The organism is Bacillus sp. V3B, from assembly GCF_024494465.1.
In the GTDB taxonomy this organism is placed as follows: domain Bacteria; phylum Bacillota; class Bacilli; order Bacillales; family Cytobacillaceae; genus Bacillus_BD.
In genome coordinates, this window is sequence record NZ_JAETXM010000001.1 from 799,221 (window position 1) to 823,599 (window position 24,379).

Genomic DNA, 24,379 nt, shown 5'->3' on the forward strand with positions numbered 1-24,379 from the left:
GCATAGAGTAATAATGACGTTGTATGTGGGAAAAGAAAACGTTATCATAATTATTATAAATAGAAAATTTAGAATTTAGTGATTATTTCTAATGGAAACAAAAGTAATTTTGACAAACAGGGGAGGAATTATTAATGACGATTGAATTAAGTATGTTAGTACCATATGTTCCGAGTATGTGCCATGAGGATCAAACACCAGATTTTCAACAAAATATGGTCGAAGGAATGAAAGAGGCTGCTAAAGAAATTGAACAAATCAAACCTGATGCGATCGTTTTAGTTTCTTGTCACTAGCCATCAACTTTCACTCATTATGTTGACTGTCATCCAGTTCATAAAGGGCTTCTTACTGCAATGGAAGCACCAGAACTTATTAAAGATGTTCCTTATCATTATCCAGGTGATGAAGCATTAGCAAACAAATTAGTTCAAGCGGGTCAAGATGCTGGTATTCAAGTATTAGACGTACATGATCCACATTATGTTTGGGATTATGGTACTGTTGTGCCTTTACGTTATCTTGTTCCAAAAGAAGATATTCCAGTTATCAACTTGTCGGTTACATTAACAGCTAATCATGAGGAAACATATAAATGGGGTCAAGCGATTGCAGAGGTGTTACAAGAATCGGAAAAGAAGGTTATCTTTGTATCTAGTGGTGCATTAGCTCATAACTTAGTACGAGGAAGACATAACAAGCCGACTATTTCTGAACATGCTCTTGATAAACAATTTGTTGATTATGTGATGAATAAAAAATATCAATTTGCTTATGAGATGTTGCCACAGTACTCTAGTATGGCAAAAGTTGAATCAGGTGGTCGTCATTTGGCTATGCTATTTGGTATAGTTGATGAAGAGTGGGATCCTACGTATTTAGCAGATGGTCAATCCTCTGGAAGCTGGAATGCCCTTATTACGTTTAAAAAAGTTAAGGTTTCCAGCAGGAAAGAAAATAATGAAGAAGAATATGTAAATTAATATAAAAAATAGCTGTTTAAGAATACTAGTATTCTTAAACAGCTATTTTTTATTTACCCTCATAAAGAACATCTTAACTTTTTTGTTAGTTTATCTGCAGCATTGATTACTAATTTTGAAAGTGTTGGGACGCTACATGAATTAATTCTTGAAGTGGGTCCTGCTATGCTCATCGAAAACTCAACTTTTCCAGAAGGCGATTTCACGGGTGCCGCAATAGCAGAAACACCATTAAGAAATTCATCTTTGTTATAAGAATAACCTTGTTTTCGAATGATTGTCAGACGTTCCTTGAATTTTATTGGATCTGTAATCGTATTAGATGTGAGTGGGGGTAAACCAGCTTTGATGACTTTTTTTATTTGTTCTTCAGTTTGAAAAGCAAGCATGACTTGTCCTGTACTTGTGCAATGAGCAGGGTTTTTCTTTCCAACATGGGTAAGTAAATGCACATAGTTGGAGCATTCAAATTTTTGTAAGTAAACGGTTTTGTTATCCTCTAAAATTGAAAGATGAACTGTTTCTCCAGTGTCCTCGACAAGTTTTTCCAAGATTAATGGAGATTTCTCACAGATGTCATTAGAAGAAATCATGATATGTCCCATAGATAGTAATAAAGATCCCAAACGGAAGTTTTTCGACACCTGATCTCTAGTTAAAAAACCTTCATGTATTAAAGTATTAGTGAGCCTATAAATAGTGCTGGGTCCAACATCGAGTTTTTCGGCTAACTCACTTAATGTCAACTCAGGTTCATCCATTGTAAATAAATTTAATAATCTTAGAGCATTTGTCATTGAAGAAGCCCTTGTTACTTCATTCATTTCATTATTATCTCCTTTTCCATCTATTTATTAAATAAGGATTCCATATAACCTAATCGATAGGAAATTTCATTTCCTGTTTTGATAATCTCATCGATAAAGTAAGGGATAAATTCTTCATGAATCCGTTGTCTAGGTCCTGCAATGCTAACGGATGCAGTGACCTTACCTGTATAATCCTTAATTGGTGATGCAATGCTTACGACATCATCATGCATCTCATCAATACAAACACAATATTCATTTTGTTTAATAGTCGTTAACTCATCTAACAGTTGATCTGGATCAGTGACACTATTAGGTCCTCTTTTTGGTAATCCATTTTTGATCACTTGATCTATTATTTCTCTTGGTTGATACGCTAATAGTAATTTTCCAGAGCTTGAGCATGATGGAGGACGGTATTGGCCAACATGTGAAAGGAGTCTAACACGTTGTTTACATTCAACTTTAAGCAAATAAATGAGCTGAATGCCTTCCAACATGGAAATATGAGCTGATTCATCAATTTTACTTACGAGTGATTTTAATGGTTCGAATGCTTCCCGATGTATCTCCAAGTTAGACATGTTGACTCCTGCCAAACATAAAATGGATAAGCCTAGACGATATTTGCTACCAATCTTTTGTAAATAGCCTTCTTTAATGAGGTCACCGACTAATCGGCTGACAGTACTTTTTGGAAGCTGCAGCTCTCTTGAAATATCTGTTATCCCCCAAACGGGTCTGTCTTTTGAAAATACCTTTAAAAGAAGAAGTCCATTTTGAACAGATTGTAGTAGTGATTTATTTTGAGAAGTAGTCATCGTAATCACCTCTAATTTTTTTATTTATTCCATATAGAAGAAAAATATTATTTTATTCAGAATTTTCATATTGTACTATATAAAATATGAAAACGGTTCACTTAATGAATTATTATTAAAAATACAGATGGGGGTATAATATTATGCAAAGAAAAAGATTTAAGTTATTAATTATAGGTTTAATGGGGCTCATGTTGCTTATATTTACTGCGTGTTCAAATAGTACAGGTGGAGAGAGTGAAGCCGGTGGAGATGGAAAGTTAATAGAGTTTAAATTTGGTAGTATGGATGCACCTGATCATGTTCAGAATTCTGAAGCATTTGCTACATTCAGTGAAGATGTTCAGGAATTAACAGATGGTCGTGTATCATTTCAAATGTATACAGGTGGTGCTTTAGGCGGGCCGAAGGAAACACTTGATAATATTAAGACAGGAATTATGGATGTAGGTAGAGGAATACATGGTTATCATGCAGGTACATTTGAGGTTCAAAGCGTTATGAACTTACCGTTCTTAGCAGATGGAAATGGTGAAGAATTGAGTGTGGTTGTTCAAAAATTACATGATACTTTCCCGGAAATTCAAGAAGAGTATTCTGATGTTAAACTATTATGGGTTCATGCAGCTGATCCTTATGCCATTATTACAAAAGGAAAAGCAGTTAGAAGCTTTGAGGATGTAAAAGGATTGAAACTAAGAACACCATCTGCAGAAGGTGGGGAAATGATTGAATCTTGGGGTGCAACCCGAGTATCCATTCCAGCTCCAGAAATCTATGATGCTATGCAAAAAGGTGTAATTGATGGCGGAGTATTACCGATTGCAGCAATTAAGGATTTCAATTTAACAGATTTAGTGGATTATGTAACGATTGGAAACTTCAATACAAATTTATTCTATGTATCGATGAACAAAGATAGCTGGAACAAAATTTCTCCTGACGATCAAAAGTTAATTGAAGAAAAATATCTTGGTTTACCAATGGCGCAAAAAGCTGGACAAGCATTTGATGGTCAAAAAGAAAGAGCTGAAGAAGAAGCAAAAGCAGCAGGTACTGAATTTATTACGCTATCAGAAGATGAATTAACGAAGTTTAAAGATGTTTCTAAAGTTGTAACGGAAGATTGGTTATCAAAAATGGAGAAAAAGGGAATTGATGGACAAAAAATCTATGATGAAGCAGTAAAATTAATTGAAGGCAAGTAGTAGTAAACTGCGAGGTGAACTTAAATGAAACAAGAAATAGAACAAAGTATACCATTAGGAGCAAGTGTTCTCAATGGAGTATCTTTTTTTCAAAAACTAACGAATGGTTTAGAAAAGGGTACGAAAGTATTTAATAATGTATTGCATAAAATCTCAAGTGTTATTCTTTTCTTGTTGATGTTCTTAACAACAGCAGATGTAGTAGGAAGATATTTTTTTAACAACCCCATTACAGGGACTTATGAATTAACAGGTTTAGCTCTTGCGTTAATGATTTTCTTTAGTCTTGGATCTGGTCAGCTTGCAAAAGACCATATCGAGATTGACTTTTTAACGAACATGATGCCAAAGAAAGTTCAGGATGGATTATATGGAATCTCTTCATTCGTTTTATTCATCCTGATGTCTTTGACAACATGGCAATTGTTTGAATATGCAAAAAGATCTTTTCAGGGTGGAGAATTAAGTGGTGATCTAGGATTACCGTTATATATTTTTGCGACCAGTATTGGAGGTATATATTTAGGGGTTTTCACACCAAGTGAAGCAGGTGGAATTGGAGCAGTTGGAGCTTTTCTTCTTACCGTTATGACAAAACGTCTAAGCTTTAAAAAATTAATCTCTTCAATGGATGAAACACTACGATTAACGGTTATGTTATTTTTAATTTTAATTTTAATTGGTGCAGGCTTATTCGGTAAGTTTTTAGCACTAAGCCAGATTCCAATGTATTTAACAAATGTTGTTGGGACTTTAGATGTTTCACCATATCTAATTTTAGCATTGATTCTAGCGGTTTACTTCATCTTAGGGATGTTCCTTGAAGGAATTGCGATTATGACGTTAACATTACCAATCGTTTATCCATTAATTACTCAATTAGGGTTCGATGGTTTATGGTTTGGTATTATTATGATTATACTTATTAATATAGGAGTATTAACTCCGCCGCTTGGTTTAAGTGTTTATATTATTGGTGGTGTTGTGAAAGATGTACCGATCCAAAAGATCTTTAGAGGTGTTTTTCCTGCCATTTTTACAATGGTAGCGTTAACAATTATTCTTATTATATTCCCAGAAATTATTACATTTTTACCGAATATGATTAGGTAGATTGTATTTTACTAAGAAAAGCTCTCCGTTAAATGACTTAGTACATTTAACGGAGAGCTTTTTCTGTGTTGTTGGTTGGCTTACTTGAACAAACCTTTATGTACGTAGTAAAACATAAGCAGTGAAAGTAGGTCAACCGACATTTACATACTAGGTTGGGAGTAGATGCTTATGAAAGTTTTGTATGAAAAAACTGTCTGCATCTCATACTATCCATATCATACCTATGAAGGGAGTAAACAAGATGGATAAGGAGACGCTACGAAATGATAGTGGAAATGAGGATCAGGAACAGCCGAAAGAAGATCGTCCGTCGAGTTTAGTGGACAAAATCCAGCAGCTTGGGCAAACGAATGTACCACAGCTAGCACAGGATTCAAGAATTCATTGCTTAACAATTATTGGTCAAATTGAAGGTCATCTTCAGCTACCACCACAAAATAAAACGACGAAATATGAGCATATTATTCCGCAACTTGTTGCGATTGAACAAAATCCGAAAATTGAAGGGTTACTTGTTATTTTAAATACGGTAGGTGGCGATGTGGAAGCAGGGCTTGCCATTTCAGAAATGATCGCGTCTTTATCAAAACCGACCGTGTCGATTGTGTTAGGTGGTGGTCATTCGATTGGTGTTCCGATTGCTGTTTCATGTGATTACTCGTTTATTGCCGATACCGCAACGATGACGATACATCCGGTCCGTATAACAGGTCTTGTTATCAGCGTGCCGCAAACCTTTGAATATTTGGATAAAATGCAGGATCGTGTCGTCAGATTTGTGACAAATAATTCGAGAATCAGTGAAGAAAAATTTAAAGAACTAATGTTTGATAAAGGGAATTTATCGAGAGATATTGGTACAAATGTGATTGGAACAGATGCGGTGCAATCTGGTTTAATCGATGAAGTAGGTGGAATCGGCAAAGCCTTGAAGAAATTAAATGAATTAATTGATTTAAATAATGAAGCAAATGAGAGGCTTGTGCAATGATATTATATACGACTATGCCACAAGAACTTATTTTTCAGACAGATGAATCAGAGTTTAGCAAACAAACGATTATTCAATATGAAGGAATTCCTTTGCTTGTCGAAATGGATGATAATCATGATTACCGTGTGATCCAAGTGATGAGTAGTGATCCAAGTCATTACTTGGATGATCGATGTTATCCGGGGAATATCCTTTCGAACCGTAAATTTTGATAGGAAATAAGTGTGATATACTAGAGCAAAATGAATGGTAATAGAGGAAAAAATTCCAATTGGGTATACGTGTTCGCTTAATCTATATGATATAATAAAAATAATGAAAAAATATGAGCAGCCAAAAGGCTGCTCTCTTCTTTCATAAATTAAAAAATCAGTAAGGTGATACCATGGCTAAAAGAAAAAGGCGACAATCGAGAAATAAACGACAAATGAAACAAACCATTCAATTTGAATTAGTTGCTTTGATACTTATTACCCTTGCCATTATTTCAATAGCAGATCTAGGAACTGGCGGTCATACGATCGTATTGTTTTTTCGCTTTTTTTTCGGTGAATGGTATATACTTGGACCTATCGGCATGATTATATACGGCGGTTATTTAATGTGGAAACGACAAAGACCTTTTTTATTTCCAGTAAAATTAATTGGTATTTATACTATTATTGCCTCTATATTACTTTTAACTCATGTACGCCTTTTTGAACTTGCTTTTATTGAAAATCGAATTGAAAATCCAAGTGTGATTATTAATACGTGGGAATTTTATTGGATGGAAGTAAGTGGTCAACCAGATCTTAATGGTCTTGGAGGAGGAATGGCTGGAGCAATATTATTTTCCCTTTTCCATTTTTTATTTGATGTAGCAGGAACAAAATTTATTGCTCTTGTCCTAATTATGATCGGTTTTATTTTGTTAACAGGAAAAACATTAGGTGAACCGCTTGGGGGAATTTTCATCTCTATATGGAATTTCATGAAAAAACAATGGAATGGATTTATAGAAGATATGCAAAATTTGAAGCAGGAGCAACAAAAAAAGCGGGAAGAAAGACGGGATCAGAAACAAGAGGAAAAGGAAAGAAGAGCGTTAGAAAATCAAGAGACCAGCCCGGTGATCCATGTTGCTGGCCAAGAACTGGAGGAACCTATCAGACCAGAGCCTATTATATCAAGTTTTGCTGATCAAGCTTATCAAAAAAATGATGAATCTACCTCTAATGAACCTTCTTCTGAAGAAGAAGGTGAGGTAATAGGAGAGGAAGAAACACCTCCTATTACATTTACAGAAGTAATAGAAGTAGAAAATGTCGATTATAAACTACCACCGGTCGATCTATTAAAGCTACCTCGTCACACAGATCAAAGTGGTGAATATGCATTGATCCATGAGAATGCCGCAAAGCTTGAAAGAACATTTCAAAGCTTTGGAGTGAAGGCGACTGTCACACAAGTGCATCTAGGTCCAGCAGTTACAAAATATGAAGTACATCCTGATGCAGGCGTAAAGGTTAGTAAAATCGTTAGCTTAACGGACGATTTAGCTCTAGCCTTAGCTGCAAAAGATATTCGAATGGAAGCACCGATTCCAGGAAAGTCGGCAATCGGTATTGAAGTACCAAATTCAGAAGTAGCAATGGTTTCGTTACGAGAAGTACTTGAATCAAAGCAAAATGATAAACCAGATGCAAAGTTGATGATTGGATTGGGTCGTGATATAACGGGTGGAGCGGTTTTAGCTGAATTAAACAAAATGCCGCATATGCTCGTTGCGGGTGCAACAGGAAGTGGGAAAAGTGTTTGTATAAATGGAATCATTACAAGCATTTTGATGAGAGCCAAGCCTCATGAAGTGAAGTTGATGATGGTAGATCCGAAAATGGTTGAATTAAATGTGTACAATGGAATCCCACATTTGCTTGCACCTGTAGTAACAGATGCAAAAAAAGCGTCCCAAGCGTTAAAAAAAGTAGTTAGTGAAATGGAAAGAAGGTACGAACTTTTTTCCCATTCTGGTACAAGAAATATTGAGGGCTATAACGAGTATGTAAAGAGACATAATGCTGAAGAAGAAGGCCAGCAACCGTTATTGCCTTATATTGTTGTAATTGTAGATGAACTTGCAGACTTAATGATGGTGGCTTCATCGGATGTAGAAGATTCCATTACAAGGCTTGCTCAAATGGCACGTGCAGCTGGAATTCATTTAATTATTGCCACTCAGCGACCTTCCGTTGATGTTATAACGGGTGTTATTAAAGCGAATATTCCATCAAGGATTGCATTTGCTGTATCGTCTGCAGTAGATTCGAGGACTATCCTTGATATGGGTGGGGCAGAAAAGCTTCTAGGACGCGGAGATATGTTGTTTTTCCCGGTAGGTGCATCAAAGCCTGTTCGTGTTCAAGGTGCTTTTCTTTCTGATGACGAAGTGGAAGAGGTTGTTGATTTTGTCATTGATCAGCAGAAAGCTCAATATCAAGAAGATATGATCCCTGATGATATTCCGGAAACAAAAGCACAGGTGGAAGATGATCTTTATGGGGATGCGGTTGATTTAGTTCTTGAAATGCAAACTGCTTCTGTTTCGATGTTACAGCGCAGATTTCGAATTGGGTATACTAGAGCGGCAAGGTTAATTGATGAAATGGAAGCAAGGGGAATTGTTGGTCCATATGAAGGAAGTAAACCGCGTACTGTTTTGATGGGAAAACCATCCGAAGATATAAGTTCATAAAAAGGGTGCAGAGATCTGCACCCTTTTTATGATTGCTATACACCGCGTTTATTTCCCCATACTAAAGTATGCAATTGCGGAAGCACCTTTACATTCTTTAAATGATCATCATTCATGACTTTATCAATTAGCATCTCATATTTATGAAGTAGTTTATGAATCAGTTGTTGATCCTCTGCTGTTTTGCTATCATCATTTCCCACCTGTAAAAAGAAAGGAACAGTAGGGTAGCGTTCATGAATATTCTTGGCATACTGATAATCTTCATTATCAAATATGACCACTTTTAAAGAAACATGTTGTTGACTTTGTTTTTGTTCGAGGTTGTCTAAAATCATATCCAAAATTGAAAAATCCGTTTTCATTCCTGAACTTGGAGGTTTTGGTGAAATGGTCAGTTCATCAATATCGTAAAACCAATCTTGCCATCTACTCCCTTGTGTTTCTAAACAAATTGTGATTTGATTTTGTTTTAAAACTTCAATTAAACTACTTAAATTCTTAAGGAGGGCTGGATTCCCACCAGAAATGGTGACACAGGAAAATCCATTTCCGCCTAGTCTTTTTAACTCATCCCAAATCTGCACGGCGTCCATTTGCTTAATGTCATCTCTTCCAGTGCCATCCCAAGTAAAGGCAGAATCACACCAAGCACAAGAATAATCACACCCTGCTGTTCTGACAAACATGGTTTTTTGTCCAATAATCATTCCTTCGCCTTGAATCGTTGGTCCAAATATTTCTAAGATAGGAATACTACTCAATTTCCATCCACTCCCGTCTTGCTTCTGCATAGGAGGTAGGTGTTTCGTAGAGACGAACGAACTCAACTCTTGCCCCTGAATAGTCTTGCTTTCGATCTTCTTTCTGAAGAGCATCATGCATTTTCTCATATATCCAAACGACTATGTTTTCAGCTGTCGTATTCATAGGAGGTAATGTCTCGTTCAAATATCGATGATCTAAAAAAAGTTCAATTTCTGATTTCCATATTTCTTTTATATCACCAAAATCAATCATGATTCCTCGATCATCTACAAACCCACTTATACCGAAAATGACCTTATACGTATGCCCATGTAAATTCTTGCATTTTCCTTCATAGCAATGGAGGTGGTGGGCCGCATCAAATGTGAATTCCTTGCTCACAAGAACTCGTTTAGCATGATATTTTAATTGTTGTTTTTGAATGTCTTCATCTATTTTTTGTAATTTATCAACAATGCGAAACCCATACATAATTATAGCTCCTTTTTCTCGGCTAAATATTCATCAAGTCCGTTTTTTCTAAGTTTGCAGGAAGGGCATTCTCCGCAGCCATCCGCAATAATACCGTTGTAGCAGGTTAATGTTTTTTCACGTACGAAATTGAAGGCACCTAAATCATCAGCCATTTTCCAAGTTTCCGTTTTGTTTAGCCACATTAATGGTGTGTGAATAACAAAAGAATAATCCATTGATAGATTCAAGGTAACGTTTAAGGATTTAATGAATGCATCTCTGCAGTCAGGATACCCGCTAAAATCTGTTTCGCATACTCCAGTAATGATATGTTTGGCACCTATTTGTCTAGCTAAAACACCTGAAAATGATAAAAACAACAAATTTCTCCCAGGAACAAAGGTAGAGGGTAATTCACCATCTACTCCATCTTTTACTTCTATATCATCCCTTGTTAAAGCATTAGGAGCTAATTGATTTAATAGACTCATATCTAGAATATGATGTTTAATACCAAGTTCAGAAGTAATATTTTTGGCACAATCTATTTCAGATTTATGTCTTTGGTTGTAATCAAATGTGACAGCTTCTATTTCTGCAAATTTTTCCATTGCCCAAAATAAACAGGTTGTGCTATCTTGTCCGCCACTAAAAACAACAACAGCTTTATCTTTTTTCATTTTTATGCTCCTTTTAGAAAAATAATCCATTTTAAAAGTGTCAAATAGTCTAGTGTTTTTTATCGATTATCAATCTTTTCCGGGTATAAGTCATGGTTCATTAAACGATAGTCCGCCATTTTTTCAAACTTTGTCCCAGGTTTTCCGTAATTGCAGTAAGGATCAATGGATATTCCACCTCTTGGCGTGAATTTTCCCCAAACTTCTATATATCTTGGATCCATTAACTCAATTAAATCGTTCATAATGATGTTCATGCAATCTTCATGAAAGTCACCATGATTTCTAAAGCTGAATAAATAAAGCTTTAAGGATTTGCTTTCTACCATTTTAATATCGGGAATATAACTAATATATATTGTAGCAAAGTCGGGTTGGCCTGTTATTGGACAAAGACTTGTAAATTCTGGGCAATTGAATTTCACAAAATAATCGCGATTCGGATGCTTGTTATCGAATGATTCTAAAATGTGTGGAGTATATTCAAATGTATACTTTGTTCCTTGATTTCCTAATAATGTAACACCATCTAATTCTTTATCTTTTCTTCCAGGCATAAAAATAAGCCTCCCTTATATGTTCAGTATCATATAAAAAAGCCCATAGCATGAAAAAATAACTTTGAAAAAAATAAAACCATATCCGCAGTTGGATATGGTTGATTGGAGTCATCAAAGCCATAGTTTTTTATAGAGGGTATCTGCTATGAACCTCTTCGATGAAATAATTGAATAGTAATATATAAAAACCATTATAACTATAGTTAATGTTGAGCTAATTGTCAATAGACTGATGGTCTCTCGCTCAAAAAACTTGAATGAAAGAATTCATGAAAGGTATAGTATAAGAAGAATATGTTGGGTTATAAAGGAGATTATAGAAAATAACCGGCTTAGTAGTTACATATGTATAGATAAGCGGATTATAGAGGAGGAAAGCTGCATGGGTGTTTTTTCGGAAAATATGATTGATTTAAAAGGGGTCAAGCTGCATGTTATCCCCACTGAGAAATACAAAACCAATACGATCGTATTCAAAATGAAATCTCCTTTGAACAGGGAAGATGTAACAAAACGAGCGTTACTTCCCCATGTTTTACAAAGTAATTCAAAAAAGTTTCCAACAACAGCAAAGTTAAGGTCTTATTTAGATGAATTGTATGGTGCACTGTTTTATGTGGATTTGGCAAAAAAAGGTGAATACCACGTTATTAGTTTCACGATCGAGATTGCAAATGAGAAATTTTTATCTGATCCAACTCCATTACTGAAAAAGGCATTTGAATTTTTAACAGAAGTATTGACGCATCCAAATATAGACGAAATGGCCTTTGATCAATCGACAGTTGATCAGGAAAAACGTTCCTTAAAGCAACGGATTCAATCGGTCTATGACGATAAAATGAAATATTCCAATGTCCGACTCATCGAGGAAATGTGTAAAGAAGAACCCTATGCCATGTATGTTCATGGAAACCTGGAGGATGTTGATACCATCACTGCCAATAGCTTATATGAATATTACGAACGCGCTTTAGCAGAAGATGAACTCGATTTATATGTTGTTGGGGATGTCGATAGTAAAGAAGTGACCAACATTGCCAGTGGTTTATTAAACTTTGCTCAGCGGACGCCGAAAACATTCGATAGAAGAGTGGTGAATAAAAAGGCAGACGTTCAAGAGATCATAGAAACACAAGATGTTAAGCAAGGAAAGTTAAATATTGGCTATCGTACAAATGTGTATTATGGTGATGCCGACTATTATGCATTACAAGTATTCAATGGAATATTTGGTGGTTTTTCCCATTCGAAGCTATTTATTAATGTGCGTGAAAAGGCTAGTCTCGCGTACTATGTCGCTAGTCGTCTCGAAAGTCATAAAGGTTTAATGCTTGTGATGTCTGGCATTGATAATAAAAACTATGAGCAAGCAGTTTCCATTATTAAAGAGCAAATGAAGGCGATGATTGCGGGTGATTTCTCTGAAGAAGAAGTTAGCCAAACAAAAGCGGTGATTAAGAATCAACTATTAGAAACGATTGATAGTGCAAGAGGGATGGTTGAAATACTCTATCATAATGTGATCGCAGATGAGGAGGTTTCCCTTGATCATTGGATTTCCGAAACAGATTCTGTAACGAAAGATGAAATTATTAAAGTGGCAGCCAAGCTTGAATTAGACACTATCTATTTTTTAACTGAGGGGGATCAACAATAGGATGGAAAAAATTGAATTTAATCAACTCCAAGAGGAGCTTTATCATGAAAAGCTTGATAATGGGTTAGACGTGTATATCCTTCCGAAAAAAGGCTTTAATAAAACGTTTGCGACGTTCACAACGAAATATGGTTCGATTGATAATCATTTTGTTCCCCTTAGCAAAGAAGAATTTCTAAAAGTACCGGATGGAATTGCCCACTTTTTGGAACATAAGCTTTTTGAAAAAGAAGATGGCGATGTGTTCCAACAATTTAGTAAACAAGGAGCTTCAGCTAATGCTTTCACATCCTTTACCCGGACGGCTTATTTATTTTCAAGTACATCGAATGTTGAACAAAATCTTGAAACCTTAATGGACTTTGTTCAAGAACCTTATTTTAGTGAAAAAACCGTTGAAAAAGAAAAAGGAATTATTGGTCAAGAAATTACGATGTATGAAGATAATCCAGATTGGCGGCTTTATTATGGTGTGATTCAAAATATGTATCTTAATCACCCAGTCAAAATAGATATAGCTGGTACAGTTGAGTCTATTTCTCATATCACCAAAGATTTACTTTATGAATGTTATGGAACTTTTTATCATCCAAGTAATATGCTTTTGTTTGTTGTGGGACCGGTAGATGCCGATAAAATGATGAAACAAATTAAAGAGAATCAAAACAAGAAGAGTTTTGATCCTGTATCAGATATTAAGCGTCAGTTTGAAGAAGAACCTATCCAAGTTGCTGAAAAAAAGCAAGTACTTCAAATGAATATACAAACCTCAAAATGTCTTGTAGGAATTAAAGCGAAGGAAGCCGACCAAACTGGAGCGGAAATGTTGAAATATGAGTTAACCTTGAATATGATTTTGGATATTTTGTTTGGCAAAAGCTCGGATAATTATCATGAGCTATATTCAGCAGGATTAATTGATGATTCGTTTTCTTACGATTACAGCCATGAAAAAGGCTTTGGTTTTGCGATGATTGGTGGGGACACAAATGATCCGGACCGTTTAGCTGAGACATTGGAAAAGATGCTGTTAGCGGCTAAAAAAGGAGATGTCCTCACCACTGAAAGTTTAGAACGGACGAAAAAGAAAAAAATTGGTACTTTTTTACGTGCTATTAATTCACCAGAATATATTGCAAACCAGTTTACCCGTTATGCTTTTAATAAAATGAATTTATTTGATGTCGTACCAATATTGGAAAGTATTACCGTTGATGATGTAAAATCAGCAGCAACAGATTTTATAGCTGAAGATAGATTCACCGTATGCCAAGTAGTACCTAACAAATAAATGCCGACTTTGTCGGCGTTTTTTTGTTAGAGGTAATCATGATTCAGGATTAGGAATGAATACGTTTCCTAGGTAATTGATCAGGTGTAAGTGAAAAATGATACAATATTCTTAGTGAATGGGATCATTTAGATAAGGAAGTGAAATCTTTGAATAAATTTGCCTTAATCACTGGAGCGAGTGGCGGAATTGGTCGTTCTCTTGCTTTGAAACTGGCTAGTGAGGGCTATTCATTATACCTACATTACAATCAAAATCAATCGTCTATCATGGAGTTGCTTGATAAATTAACAAACTTTAATGGGGAATATATTCCAATCCAAGCGGATTTGACAAAGCCAGATGGATATAAGAAACTAGCGGATAATATTTTTTCCATTGATACAATCATTCATAATAGTGGAATGAGTCATTATGGATTATTTGTCGACACTGACAAAGAAACACTTGAAAAAATGACGATGCTTCATATTACTTCCCCCATTTTGTTGACGAAAGAGCTTCTTCCTAAAATGATTAGGCAGCAGCATGGCAATATTGTACTCATCACCTCGATTTGGGGACAAACAGGCGCAGCTTGTGAAGTGGTCTATTCAACGGTAAAAGGGGCACAAATATCATTTGTGAAATCGTTGAGTAAGGAGTTGGCTCTAAACGGTATTCGTGTGAATGGAATTGCTCCCGGGGCAGTAAATACTTCTATGATGGATAATTTTACAGAAGAGGAACTGGATATGATTAAAGGAGACATTCCGATGGGGAGACTAGCAGAACCAAGTGATATCGCAGAAAGTGTATTTTTTTTGCTTTCCGAAAAAGCGAGCTATATAACTGGACAGATAGTAAGCGTAAATGGTGGTTGGTACACATGAAAAGTATCATTAAATAAAAATGTATATTTTTAATCTCCATTAAGCAAAATAACAAGGTAATTATTAATAGGAGGTTAAAAAAATGTCTGTTTTAGAGAATTGGCAACAATGGAAAGACTTTTTAGGTGATCGTTTAGATCAAGCTCAAAATCAAGGGGTGTCAAAACAAACAATTGATGACCTTGCGTATCAAGTTGGTGACTATTTAGCCAAACAGGTGGATCCAAAGAATGAACAGGAACGAGTGATTGCTGATTTGTGGTCTGTCGCAACTCCAGAAGAACAACATGCCATTGCAAATATAATGGTCAGACTTGTTGAAAATAACGGCACTAATCAGCCATCATAAAGAAAAAATGGTCTAATTTTTATATCGTTAAGAGAGGATAAGCTGTTCACAGGATGAGCAACAATCCTCTCTTTTTTATTGAGGATTGGATTAGTATCGTTCAAATAAAGTACGTGAATAGGGGAATCATAAAAAAAGATAAGAGATAAATTTGAATGGGTTTTATGGGGGTTTTTTCTAATAGAACCGTTTTTTTCTTTCATCTTTCAAAAAAATCAGCTATGATTAGGAAGGATCTTAAAAAAGAAAGGAAATAGTTGATTTTTGATGATTTTGTTTTTCCTTTTATCAATGAACTTCCTCATTGTTTGAACATCTTTTTCAAAAAAAGGTAATGCTTCAGTTTGTAGTAGGGGGTGGTATGGATGGAGAAACAAGAGTGGTATTTAGAATATGAAATCGAATCAAATAGACCAGGTCTATTAGGGGATATCTCTTCTTTATTAGGAATGATGTCAATCAACATTGTTACGATTAATGGAGTAGAAGAAGGTCGACGTGGTTTATTAATACTAGCGAAAGACGATAAACAAATTGAAAGATTAGAGTCAATTTTACATACTATGGATACAATAAAGCTAATAAAGTTGAGAAAATCCAAGTTGCTCGATCGACTTGCAGTAAGACATGGGCGATATATACAAAGAGATGCCGATGATAAAAAAACATTTCGTTTTGTTCGAGATGATCTCGGGATTCTTGTTGATTTTATGGCAGAGATATTTAAGCAGAAAGGCCATAAGTTAATTGGGATTAGAGGAATGCCTAGGGTTGGAAAAACGGAGTCGGTTGTCGCATCTAGTGTGTGTGCGAACAAGCGATGGCTATTTGTTTCGTCTACTTTATTAAAGCAAACAATTCGAAATCAACTGATTGAAGATGAATATAATGCGGGTAATTTATTCATTATTGATGGGATTGTGTCAACTAGAAGGGCAAATGAACGACACTGGCAATTGATTCGTGAAATTATGAGATTATCGGCCGTAAAAGTGGTTGAGCATCCAGATATTTTTGTGCAAAATACGGAATATACACTGGATGATTTTGATTATATCATCGAGCTTCGAAACGATCCCGATGAAGAAATCACATATGATATTATGGAAAAAAATAATTTGTTCTCCACCGCGGAATTTGGTGAGTTTGACTTTTAGGTAGTTGGAAGGTGTTACAATTGACAGAATTAGGTAATCGTTTAAAGGAAGCACGACTAGCAAAAGGACTGAGCTTAGATGATTTACAGAAGGTTACAAAAATTCAAAAACGTTATTTGATTGGTATTGAAGAAGGAAATTACAGTTTAATGCCGGGGAAATTTTATATTCGTGCCTTTATTAAGCAATATGCAGAGGCTGTTGAACTTGAACCAGAGGAGTTATTTGAGGAATTTAAAAGTGAAATTCCAACGATATTAAATGATGATATTCCTGAGCAACTCTCCCGTGTTAAAACAAGAAAATCGATTTCTAATAATAGTTCGAAAATACTTGACTTATTACCTAAGCTTCTTATTACGGTCTTTATTATTGGAATATTTGTTTTTGCTTGGTGGTTTATTGCACAAAAATATTCAGGAAATACAGTTGATGATTCGACCTCAAAAGAAAGTAAGCAGGATGTTACATATGAGGAGTCAGCCGATCTTACAACTGAAAATGAGGAAGAACAACCAGAAGAAAATAATCCTAATGAGAAGCAAGTGAAAGAAAAAGATGAAAATGATGATCCAACGGAAGAACCAGTTAAACTCATTCAGGAATTAACGGTAACCGAAACAAATCGAGAAAAGTCTACTTATGAACTGAAAAATGCTGATAAGTTTGAGGTGAAGGTTGTTTCTACTGGGGAAACTTGGGTAAGCATCAAAAATGGTAAAGGAGATTCCTTTTTTGAAAAAATGTTGGAAAAGGATGGAGTGGAAAGTAAGACCGTTGATATGACAGGAGAAACAGAGGTCATCATTGTCGCGGGAAGGTCATCAGAAACAGAAATTTTTGTGAATGATGAAAAGCTTGAATATGCTGTTTCCCCTACAGAGGAAGTACTTCAAACGATTACAATTCGCAATCTAAAAACGAGTGAATAGTCATCATGGTAAATAGATGACTATTTTTCTCATAGTATCAAAGGAGCCATCATTTTTTGATGGCTGTTCAAATTCCTGGAGGTAAATCATGAATCTACCAAATAAAATAACAATTTCACGTATTTTTTTAATTCCTATTTTTCTTATTATTATGCTTGTTCCTTTTTCATGGGGAGAGCTGTCTTTATTGGGAGTATCTATGCCTGTCACTCATTTCGTCGGTGCTTTGATATTTATTTTGGCATCTACAACAGATTGGGTTGACGGTTATTATGCACGAAAATACAATATGGTAACCAATATGGGAAAATTTCTTGATCCATTGGCTGATAAGCTTCTCGTATCGGCTGCACTTATTGTACTTGTTGAACTTCAAATAGCTCCGTCATGGATGGTTATCGTTATTATTAGTCGAGAATTTGCTGTTACAGGGTTACGTCTTGTATTAGCAGGAGCAGGAGAAGTAGTCGCAGCTAATATGCTCGGTAAAATCAAAACTTGGGCACAAATCGTTGCTATCTCTGCCTTATTATTACATAATATCCTATTCGAAATGATTTCTTTCCCTTTTGATATGATTGCCCTATGGGTAGCTTTATTCTTTACCGTGTGGTCAGGATTAGATTATTTTATAAAAAATAAACAACCTTTCCTCAACTCGAAGTGAAACGAAAAGCGGAAGGGCCTGACCTCGAGCGGCTAGGCTCTGTAGCTGGACAAAACGAAAAGAGGGATATATTTATGAATGCAGAAATTATTGCCGTTGGCTCCGAATTATTACTAGGGCAAATTGTTAATACGAATGCTCGTTTTCTTTCTAAAGCTCTTGCTGATTCGGGAATCAACGTATTTTATCATACGGTCGTTGGAGATAATTCAACTCGATTAAAGAAAGCCATTGAAATAGCAGAAAGTCGTTCAAATATGATTGTTTTTACTGGTGGTCTCGGTCCAACTAAAGATGATTTGACAAAAGAAACCATTGCCACCCATTTGAATAAAAAGCTTACATTTGATGAACATGCTTTAGCATCTATAGAAGACTATTTTAAACGTACTGGCCGAGATATGACGGCTAATAATCGAAAACAAGCATTGGTCATAGATGGCTGTGAAGTGTTACCAAATGATCATGGTATGGCTCCAGGAATGATAGTTAATGCCGAAAAACATATTTATATGTTATTACCAGGACCACCGAAAGAAATGGAACCTATGTTTTTAACCTACGCACATCCTGTTATGATAGATAAACTTCAACTGCAAGAAAGAATTGTTTCGAGAGTGCTAAGGTTTTTTGGTATTGGTGAATCGCAATTAGAAACAGAAATAGAAGATTTAATTGACGCTCAAACAAACCCAACTATCGCTCCTCTTGCTGGAGATCATGAAGTCACATTACGGATTACTGCCAAGCATCAATCAGTTGAAAAGGCTACACAGTTGATTAATAAAACAGAAAAGGCAATTCTTACCCGTGTCGGGGAATATTTTTATGGCTATGACGAAACATCTCTAATGAGTGAACTTTCAAAAATGCTACAAGAAAAACAATTAACGATTTCAGTAGCAGAAAGCCTAACTGGAGGAATGTTTCAGAAGGAATTAACGGCAATTCCCGGTGCAGGTTCTTTATTAAAGGGTGGAGTAGTTTGTTATACACCTGAAGTGAAGCAAAAAGTGTTAGATGTAAAAAAAGAAACCATTGCAAATCTTGGTGTGGTGAGTGAAGAATGTGCAAAGGAACTTGCTGAAAATGTAGCTGATTTGATGGATGCAGATATTGGGATTAGCTTTACAGGTGTTGCGGGCCCTGAGGAATTAGAAGGAAAACCTGTAGGCACCGTATTTATTGGGATTAAGATCAATGGAAAACCAACAAGAGTTGAAAAATTGAATCTTGGAGGGAATCGAACATCTAATCGAATTCGTACGGTTAAATACGGTTGCTATCTTTTGTTGAAAAGTAGCTATAAAAGTAGCTATAATTGAAGTGAATGAATAAGAGATAACATGGGTTAGCTGCTTTCAATTATGTTGAAAGCAGCTTTTTGATCTTTTTATAGTAAATTAGATAGTTATTTATCCGATTAATTGGAAAAATAAGATTTCGATTCAATTTTCTATTTCTAGTAAGAATAGTCAAATGAAAATAGACATTTGATTAGAACAAATAGATATTTTCAAAGAATTATAGCTTTAATAACAAACGAATGAATGTTCGACATTTTGATGGACAAATGAGAAAAAAAAAGATATAGTAAGGATAGATTATGAGGTAAGACAACCAGATAATTTAATTCAATTCCGGTTTTATATAAAGGAGGAAATTTTTGTGAGTGATCGTCAAGTAGCCCTTGAACAGGCATTAAAACAAATAGAAAAACAGTTTGGAAAAGGTTCCGTTATGAAGCTTGGAGAGAAAACAGACCATAGAATATCAACATCTTCAAGCGGATCGCTAGCGTTAGACGCTGCATTAGGAGTAGGTGGCTATCCAAGAGGTCGTGTAATTGAAATTTATGGACCAGAAAGTTCAGGTAAGACAACTGTTGCTCTTCACGCAATTGCGGAAGTACAAGCAACAGGTGGGCAAGCAGCATTTATTGATGCCGAACATGCGCTTGATCCGTTATATGCCCAAAAGCTAGGTGTTAATATTGATGAATTGCTTCTTTCTCAACCCGATACGGGTGAACAGGCTTTAGAAATTGCTGAGGCGCTTGTACGAAGTGGAGCTGTTGATATTCTTGTTGTAGACTCTGTAGCGGCTCTTGTTCCGAAAGCTGAAATTGAAGGGGAAATGGGCGACTCCCACATGGGCTTGCAGGCTCGCTTAATGTCACAGGCATTGCGTAAGCTTTCTGGAGCGATTAATAAATCCAACACCATTGCGATCTTTATTAACCAGGTTAGGGAGAAAATAGGCGTTATGTTTGGAAATCCGGAAACAACTCCAGGTGGTCGTGCATTAAAATTCTACTCGTCTGTACGTCTTGAGGTTCGTCGAGCTGAAGCGATTAAACAAGGCAACGATATGGTTGGGAATAGAACGAAAATTAAAATCGTTAAAAACAAAGTAGCTCCACCATTCCGTACAGCAGAAGTAGATATTATGTATGGTGAAGGAATTTCTAGAGAAGGTGAAATTATTGATCTTGGTTCAGAGCTTGATATTGTCCAGAAGAGTGGATCTTGGTATTCTTACAATGAAGAGCGTCTTGGTCAAGGAAAAGAGAATGCGAAACAGTTCCTAAAGGAGAATCCAGATCTTCGTCAAGAAATTCATCAGAAAATCCGTGAATATTATGGTCTTGATAGTGCTGGGGTTACACCATCAGTTGACATTGAACAAGATGAACCTAATTTAATCGATTAATTTCAAAGGGCAAAGTCTAGATGAGAGACTTTGCCCTTTGTTTTCAAGGGAAATGTCCATGTTAACATTAGTAAAAACTGTAAGGAGTACTACTTGACATTGAAAATATACACCATTACAATTATAATGTATATTTTACATTTCTATTAGTATTAAATAGAAGCGAATTGTATATTGATTTTGAACAATGTACATGTTGACACTTTAGAAACGTAACAGAAACAAGTTCATAGCAGAAGGAGGTGAAATGATGGATCTTTTAATAGCAATCATCTCCATTTTGCTTGGCCTTATCATCGGTGCAGTTGTTGGCTATTTTGTTCGTAAATCCATTGCTGAAGCAAAGATTGCAGGAGCACAAAATGCTGCAGAGCAAATTTTAGAGGATGCTAAACGTGATGCAGAATCTTTAAAGAAAGAATCCCTGCTTGAGGCAAAGGATGAAATTCATAAGCTTCGTAACGAAGCAGAACGCGAAATTCGTGAGCGCAGGAGTGAAGTGCAAAAACAAGAAAATCGTTTACTGCAAAAAGAGGAAAATCTTGACCGTAAAGACGAAACGTTAAATAAACGTGAAGCACTTTTAGAAAAAAGAGATGATTCCCTTAACAAAAGACAACAGCATATTGAAGAGATGGAAAGCAAAATGGATGAGATCGTGCGAAAACAGCAAACAGAGTTGGAGCGTGTCTCGGGCTTAACTCGTGAAGAGGCAAGAACCATCATTTTAGAGCGAGTCGAACGTGAATTGAAACACGATACCGCTGTAATGATAAAAGAGAGCGAAATAAGATCAAAAGAGGAATCTGACAAGAAAGCAAAAGAAATCTTGTCGTTGGCGATCCAACGATGTGCAGCCGACCATGTTGCTGAGACAACGGTATCAGTTGTAAATCTTCCGAATGATGAGATGAAAGGTCGTATTATTGGACGAGAAGGTCGTAATATTCGTACGTTAGAAACCCTTACCGGTATTGACCTCATTATTGACGATACACCAGAAGCAGTCATCCTATCTGGTTTTGATCCAATTCGAAGGGAAACAGCACGCTTAGCACTAGAAAAACTTGTTCAAGATGGTAGAATCCATCCGGCACGTATTGAAGAAATGGTAGACAAAGCGAGACGTGAAGTGGATGAACATATCCGTGAAGTCGGTGAACAAACTACCTTTGAAGTCGGTGTCCATGGATTGCATCCTGATTTGATTAAAATTCTTGGTCGCTTAAAATTCCGTACAAGTTATGGACAAAATGTACTAAAGCATTCTATGGAAGTTGCTCAGTTATGTGGCCTTCTAGCAGCTGAACTTGGTGAAGACGAGACTTTAGCGCGTCGATCTGGATTACTTCATGATATCGGTAAAGCCATTGACCACGAAGTAGAGGGTAGTCATGTTGAAATTGGGGTTGAATTGGCAACGAAATATAAAGAACACCCGGTTGTGATTAATAGTATCGCGTCACATCATGGCGATACTGAGCCGACTTCGATTATTGCGGTTCTTGTGGCAGCCGCTGATGCTTTATCTGCAGCTAGACCAGGGGCAAGGAGAGAAACACTTGAAAACTACATTCGTCGTCTTGAAAAACTAGAAGAAATTTCTGAATCGTACGATGGAGTGGAGAAATCATTCGCTATTCAAGCTGGACGTGAAGTGCGGATCTTAGTAAAACCGGAACAAATTGATGATTTAGAAGCACATCGTCTTGCTCGTGATATCCGTAAAAAGATTGAGGAAGAGCTCAATTATCCGGGGCATATCAAAGTGACGGTAATACGTGAAACAAGAGCGGTTGAATATGCAAAATAAAGCGGTGTATTTACACCGCTTTATTTTTTAAAACACTTTATTAAGACTAGACTAAAGAAGCTTTAAAGAAAGGTTTATATATGAATATATTATTTATTGGAGACGTAGTAGGTTCAATGGGACGGGATATGATAAAAGAATATGTACCTAAGCTAAAAGAGCAGTACCGTCCACACGTTACCATTATTAATGGTGAAAATGCAGCAGGAGGAAGGGGCATTACAGATAAGATCTATCGTGGATTTCTAGAGGTAGGTGCGCAGGCAGTGACTTTAGGGAATCATACTTGGGATAACCGCGAAATCTTTGAATTTATTGATGAGGCGAAGTATCTTGTAAGACCAGCTAATTTCCCAGAGAACAACCCCGGAAAAGGAATTGTTTATTTAAAAATGAATAATGATGAAATAGCTGTTATCAGTATACAAGGACGAACCTTTTTACCTCCAAATGATTGCCCTTTTGAAAAAGTGGATCAATTAATTGATGAAGCAAAGACACGGACACCGATTATTTTTGTTGATTTTCATGCGGAAGCAACAAGTGAGAAACAAGCGATGGGATGGTATTTAGACGGAAGAGTGTCTGCTGTCATCGGAACACATACACATGTTCAAACTGCTGATAATCGAATATTGCCTAATGGAACAGCTTTTATGTCTGATGTAGGCATGACAGGACCCTATGACGGTGTCTTAGGCATGGACCGGGAAGTCGTTTTAAAAAGATTTTTAACGGGTATGCCTGCTCGTTTTGAGGTTCCCAAAGCGGGACGTTCGCAATTAAGTGCAGTATGTATTGAAATCGATAAAAAAAGTGGCTCAGCTAAAAAGATTGAGCGTATTTTAATTAATGATGATCATCCATTCTATTCATAAAAGGATTAGCATTCAATAAACAAACCACCAATCGCCATCTAGTTAACTTTATGGTGATTGGTGGTTTGTTTTGTTATTAGATAAGAAAGTATTCCGAACTGTGATAGCGGTCCAGCTCCAAGAAGGCCTATCGGTTCGAGGTCACAAGCTTATCTAGATCGGTTCCTAGAGACTCGAGTCATAAGCCAATCTATCAAGAAGGTTAAAGAACAACCTTCCTGCCGGCCCGCAGGGTGTGGGTCATGCAGATGAAGATATACGGACGTGGCATTCTTAGTCTGCGTTCTTCATAGGCAGGCGACTTGCGTTTTTCTTATTTAGATTGTTGGTTTTTATTCGAAATGTAGGCGCATTTTTTTGACCAAGCCGGAATAACTGATTTCTTTCCTGAATATAGTAACAATGGAATGATAGTACCTAAATTGTTCGTTAAACGAGCATATGGGAGGGACCAAACAAGGAGGAGCTAGGAATGGAAATATTAAAAGTTTCAGCAAAGTCTAATCCTAATTCTGTAGCTGGTGCGCTTGCGGGGGTTCTACGTGAAAGAGGTGGAGCAGAAATTCAAGCAATTGGCGCAGGTGCATTAAATCAAGCGGTTAAAGCGGTAGCCATTGCAAGAGGATTTGTCGCACCTAGCGGAGTAGATTTGATTTGTATTCCAGCCTTCACCGATATACTGATTGATGGTGAAGAACGAACAGCTATCAAGTTAATTATTGAACCTAGATAAAAAAGGATGAAAATATGTAAAGCCTGTTTGCAATATGCAAGCGGGTTTTTTTCGTGTTTGAGGAGCTCAACAGATGTGAATCTAATAATGATGAATAATTGAATTGTGAAAATGGATATAGGAATAGAAAAGAGTACTATTTAGCACTGTGTATACTGTATGATAAAACAATATAAACAGGAGGTTTTG

At 36.2% G+C, this 24,379-nt stretch carries 25 protein-coding genes; 19 read left to right on the forward strand and 6 right to left on the reverse strand.

Annotated elements, in window-relative coordinates; genetic code table 11:
• Window positions 1–134: 134 nt before the first annotated feature.
• The gene (locus JMM81_RS23265) at window positions 135–296 is read left to right on the forward strand and encodes a hypothetical protein (RefSeq protein WP_483862169.1); all 162 of its coding nucleotides are present in this window, start codon (window positions 135–137) and stop codon (window positions 294–296) included.
• A gap of 60 nt (window positions 297–356) precedes the next feature.
• Entirely contained in the window at window positions 357–983 is a 627-nt protein-coding gene (locus JMM81_RS04045) for a DODA-type extradiol aromatic ring-opening family dioxygenase (protein WP_483862170.1), read from the forward strand.
• A gap of 59 nt (window positions 984–1,042) precedes the next feature.
• Here JMM81_RS04045 and JMM81_RS04050 read toward each other — a convergent pair whose 3' ends face one another.
• Complete coding sequence (locus tag JMM81_RS04050) at window positions 1,043–1,807, reverse strand: IclR family transcriptional regulator (RefSeq protein ID WP_256240206.1); 765 nt, start codon at window positions 1,805–1,807, stop codon at window positions 1,043–1,045.
• Between the two features lie 23 nt (window positions 1,808–1,830).
• On the reverse strand, window positions 1,831–2,613 hold the full coding sequence (locus JMM81_RS04055) for an IclR family transcriptional regulator (protein ID WP_256240207.1): 783 nt from the start codon (window positions 2,611–2,613) through the stop codon (window positions 1,831–1,833).
• Window positions 2,614–2,756: 143 nt separating this feature from the next.
• On the opposite strand from JMM81_RS04055, the gene JMM81_RS04060 reads away from it, so the two are divergent.
• The 5 genes from JMM81_RS04060 (at window position 2,757) to JMM81_RS04080 (ending at window position 8,665) form a co-directional block, all read left to right on the forward strand.
• A complete protein-coding gene (locus tag JMM81_RS04060; RefSeq protein WP_256240208.1) occupies window positions 2,757–3,821 on the forward strand; it encodes a TRAP transporter substrate-binding protein in 1,065 nt (354 codons plus the stop codon).
• A 24-nt stretch (window positions 3,822–3,845) separates the two neighbouring features.
• Window positions 3,846–4,934 carry a TRAP transporter large permease subunit gene (locus JMM81_RS04065; RefSeq protein ID WP_256240209.1) on the forward strand — a complete coding sequence of 363 codons (1,089 nt, stop codon included), beginning with the start codon at window positions 3,846–3,848 and terminating at the stop codon, window positions 4,932–4,934.
• 244 nt (window positions 4,935–5,178) lie between these two features.
• Window positions 5,179–5,928 (forward strand): ClpP family protease, encoded by a 750-nt coding sequence (locus tag JMM81_RS04070; protein ID WP_256240210.1) that lies wholly within the window; start codon window positions 5,179–5,181, stop codon window positions 5,926–5,928.
• Entirely contained in the window at window positions 5,925–6,143 is a 219-nt protein-coding gene (locus JMM81_RS04075) for a YlzJ-like family protein (protein ID WP_256240211.1), read from the forward strand. Before JMM81_RS04070 ends, JMM81_RS04075 begins: the two co-directional genes overlap by 4 nt.
• A 173-nt stretch (window positions 6,144–6,316) precedes the next feature.
• Complete coding sequence (locus JMM81_RS04080) at window positions 6,317–8,665, forward strand: FtsK/SpoIIIE family DNA translocase (protein WP_256240212.1); 2,349 nt, start codon at window positions 6,317–6,319, stop codon at window positions 8,663–8,665.
• Window positions 8,666–8,700: 35 nt separating this feature from the next.
• Here the strand turns inward: JMM81_RS04080 and queE are convergent, their stop codons facing one another.
• Genes queE through queF form a run of 4 tightly spaced genes read right to left on the reverse strand, consistent with a single transcriptional unit; the run spans window position 8,701 to window position 11,123 of the window.
• Window positions 8,701–9,429: a 7-carboxy-7-deazaguanine synthase QueE gene (queE, locus tag JMM81_RS04085; RefSeq protein ID WP_256240213.1), complete on the reverse strand. Its 729-nt coding sequence runs from the start codon at window positions 9,427–9,429 to the stop codon at window positions 8,701–8,703.
• Window positions 9,422–9,904, reverse strand: coding sequence for a 6-carboxytetrahydropterin synthase QueD (gene queD, locus JMM81_RS04090; RefSeq protein ID WP_256240214.1), 483 nt, complete (start codon window positions 9,902–9,904; stop codon window positions 9,422–9,424). The genes queE and queD overlap by 8 nt, the downstream gene beginning before the upstream one ends.
• Window positions 9,905–9,906: 2 nt before the next feature.
• Window positions 9,907–10,566, reverse strand: a complete 660-nt coding sequence (queC, locus tag JMM81_RS04095; RefSeq protein WP_256240215.1) for a 7-cyano-7-deazaguanine synthase QueC — start codon at window positions 10,564–10,566, stop codon at window positions 9,907–9,909.
• Between the two features lie 59 nt (window positions 10,567–10,625).
• On the reverse strand, window positions 10,626–11,123 hold the full coding sequence (queF, locus tag JMM81_RS04100) for a preQ(1) synthase (RefSeq protein WP_256240216.1): 498 nt from the start codon (window positions 11,121–11,123) through the stop codon (window positions 10,626–10,628).
• Between the two features lie 385 nt (window positions 11,124–11,508).
• On the opposite strand from queF, the gene yfmF reads away from it, so the two are divergent.
• The 12 genes from yfmF (at window position 11,509) to spoVS (ending at window position 24,190) form a co-directional block, all read left to right on the forward strand.
• Window positions 11,509–12,786 carry an EF-P 5-aminopentanol modification-associated protein YfmF gene (gene yfmF / locus JMM81_RS04105; RefSeq protein ID WP_256240217.1) on the forward strand — a complete coding sequence of 426 codons (1,278 nt, stop codon included), beginning with the start codon at window positions 11,509–11,511 and terminating at the stop codon, window positions 12,784–12,786.
• 1 nt (window position 12,787) lies between these two features.
• On the forward strand, window positions 12,788–14,077 hold the full coding sequence (gene yfmH / locus JMM81_RS04110) for an EF-P 5-aminopentanol modification-associated protein YfmH (RefSeq protein ID WP_256240218.1): 1,290 nt from the start codon (window positions 12,788–12,790) through the stop codon (window positions 14,075–14,077).
• A gap of 149 nt (window positions 14,078–14,226) precedes the next feature.
• Window positions 14,227–14,949, forward strand: coding sequence for an elongation factor P 5-aminopentanone reductase (gene ymfI / locus JMM81_RS04115; protein ID WP_256240219.1), 723 nt, complete (start codon window positions 14,227–14,229; stop codon window positions 14,947–14,949).
• An 82-nt stretch (window positions 14,950–15,031) separates the two neighbouring features.
• On the forward strand, window positions 15,032–15,298 hold the full coding sequence (locus JMM81_RS04120; protein WP_256240220.1) for a DUF3243 domain-containing protein: 267 nt from the start codon (window positions 15,032–15,034) through the stop codon (window positions 15,296–15,298).
• A 365-nt stretch (window positions 15,299–15,663) separates the two neighbouring features.
• Entirely contained in the window at window positions 15,664–16,455 is a 792-nt protein-coding gene (locus JMM81_RS04125; RefSeq protein WP_256240221.1) for a YmfK family protein, read from the forward strand.
• Window positions 16,456–16,475: 20 nt separating this feature from the next.
• The gene (locus JMM81_RS04130; protein ID WP_256240325.1) at window positions 16,476–17,387 is read left to right on the forward strand and encodes a RodZ domain-containing protein; all 912 of its coding nucleotides are present in this window, start codon (window positions 16,476–16,478) and stop codon (window positions 17,385–17,387) included.
• Window positions 17,388–17,472: 85 nt separating this feature from the next.
• On the forward strand, window positions 17,473–18,054 hold the full coding sequence (gene pgsA / locus JMM81_RS04135) for a CDP-diacylglycerol--glycerol-3-phosphate 3-phosphatidyltransferase (protein WP_256240326.1): 582 nt from the start codon (window positions 17,473–17,475) through the stop codon (window positions 18,052–18,054).
• A gap of 74 nt (window positions 18,055–18,128) precedes the next feature.
• Window positions 18,129–19,379 carry a competence/damage-inducible protein A gene (locus tag JMM81_RS04140; RefSeq protein WP_256240222.1) on the forward strand — a complete coding sequence of 417 codons (1,251 nt, stop codon included), beginning with the start codon at window positions 18,129–18,131 and terminating at the stop codon, window positions 19,377–19,379.
• Window positions 19,380–19,722: 343 nt separating this feature from the next.
• Window positions 19,723–20,766, forward strand: a complete 1,044-nt coding sequence (gene recA / locus JMM81_RS04145) for a recombinase RecA (RefSeq protein ID WP_256240223.1) — start codon at window positions 19,723–19,725, stop codon at window positions 20,764–20,766.
• Window positions 20,767–21,016: 250 nt separating this feature from the next.
• Window positions 21,017–22,579 carry a ribonuclease Y gene (rny, locus tag JMM81_RS04150; protein WP_375162347.1) on the forward strand — a complete coding sequence of 521 codons (1,563 nt, stop codon included), beginning with the start codon at window positions 21,017–21,019 and terminating at the stop codon, window positions 22,577–22,579.
• An 80-nt stretch (window positions 22,580–22,659) separates the two neighbouring features.
• Window positions 22,660–23,457 (forward strand): TIGR00282 family metallophosphoesterase, encoded by a 798-nt coding sequence (locus JMM81_RS04155; protein ID WP_256240225.1) that lies wholly within the window; start codon window positions 22,660–22,662, stop codon window positions 23,455–23,457.
• A 472-nt stretch (window positions 23,458–23,929) separates the two neighbouring features.
• A complete protein-coding gene (gene spoVS, locus JMM81_RS04160; protein ID WP_071395267.1) occupies window positions 23,930–24,190 on the forward strand; it encodes a stage V sporulation protein SpoVS in 261 nt (86 codons plus the stop codon).
• Window positions 24,191–24,379 lie beyond the last annotated feature (189 nt).

What these genes read in the sequence shown, in the direction of transcription:
- JMM81_RS23265 (WP_483862169.1), top strand. Translation starts at nt 135, where the DNA reads ATGACGATTGAATTAAGTATGTTAGTACCATATGTTCCGAGTATGTGC.
- JMM81_RS04045 (WP_483862170.1), top strand. Translation starts at nt 357, where the DNA reads ATGGAAGCACCAGAACTTATTAAAGATGTTCCTTATCATTATCCAGGT.
- JMM81_RS04050 (WP_256240206.1), bottom strand. Translation starts at nt 1,807, where the DNA reads ATGAATGAAGTAACAAGGGCTTCTTCAATGACAAATGCTCTAAGATTA.
- JMM81_RS04055 (WP_256240207.1), bottom strand. Translation starts at nt 2,613, where the DNA reads ATGACTACTTCTCAAAATAAATCACTACTACAATCTGTTCAAAATGGA.
- JMM81_RS04060 (WP_256240208.1), top strand. Translation starts at nt 2,757, where the DNA reads ATGCAAAGAAAAAGATTTAAGTTATTAATTATAGGTTTAATGGGGCTC.
- JMM81_RS04065 (WP_256240209.1), top strand. Translation starts at nt 3,846, where the DNA reads ATGAAACAAGAAATAGAACAAAGTATACCATTAGGAGCAAGTGTTCTC.
- JMM81_RS04070 (WP_256240210.1), top strand. Translation starts at nt 5,179, where the DNA reads ATGGATAAGGAGACGCTACGAAATGATAGTGGAAATGAGGATCAGGAA.
- JMM81_RS04075 (WP_256240211.1), top strand. Translation starts at nt 5,925, where the DNA reads ATGATATTATATACGACTATGCCACAAGAACTTATTTTTCAGACAGAT.
- JMM81_RS04080 (WP_256240212.1), top strand. Translation starts at nt 6,317, where the DNA reads ATGGCTAAAAGAAAAAGGCGACAATCGAGAAATAAACGACAAATGAAA.
- queD (WP_256240214.1), bottom strand. Translation starts at nt 9,904, where the DNA reads ATGTATGGGTTTCGCATTGTTGATAAATTACAAAAAATAGATGAAGAC.
- queC (WP_256240215.1), bottom strand. Translation starts at nt 10,566, where the DNA reads ATGAAAAAAGATAAAGCTGTTGTTGTTTTTAGTGGCGGACAAGATAGC.
- queF (WP_256240216.1), bottom strand. Translation starts at nt 11,123, where the DNA reads ATGCCTGGAAGAAAAGATAAAGAATTAGATGGTGTTACATTATTAGGA.
- yfmF (WP_256240217.1), top strand. Translation starts at nt 11,509, where the DNA reads ATGGGTGTTTTTTCGGAAAATATGATTGATTTAAAAGGGGTCAAGCTG.
- yfmH (WP_256240218.1), top strand. Translation starts at nt 12,788, where the DNA reads ATGGAAAAAATTGAATTTAATCAACTCCAAGAGGAGCTTTATCATGAA.
- JMM81_RS04120 (WP_256240220.1), top strand. Translation starts at nt 15,032, where the DNA reads ATGTCTGTTTTAGAGAATTGGCAACAATGGAAAGACTTTTTAGGTGAT.
- JMM81_RS04125 (WP_256240221.1), top strand. Translation starts at nt 15,664, where the DNA reads ATGGAGAAACAAGAGTGGTATTTAGAATATGAAATCGAATCAAATAGA.
- JMM81_RS04140 (WP_256240222.1), top strand. Translation starts at nt 18,129, where the DNA reads ATGAATGCAGAAATTATTGCCGTTGGCTCCGAATTATTACTAGGGCAA.
- rny (WP_375162347.1), top strand. Translation starts at nt 21,017, where the DNA reads ATGGATCTTTTAATAGCAATCATCTCCATTTTGCTTGGCCTTATCATC.
- JMM81_RS04155 (WP_256240225.1), top strand. Translation starts at nt 22,660, where the DNA reads ATGAATATATTATTTATTGGAGACGTAGTAGGTTCAATGGGACGGGAT.
- spoVS (WP_071395267.1), top strand. Translation starts at nt 23,930, where the DNA reads ATGGAAATATTAAAAGTTTCAGCAAAGTCTAATCCTAATTCTGTAGCT.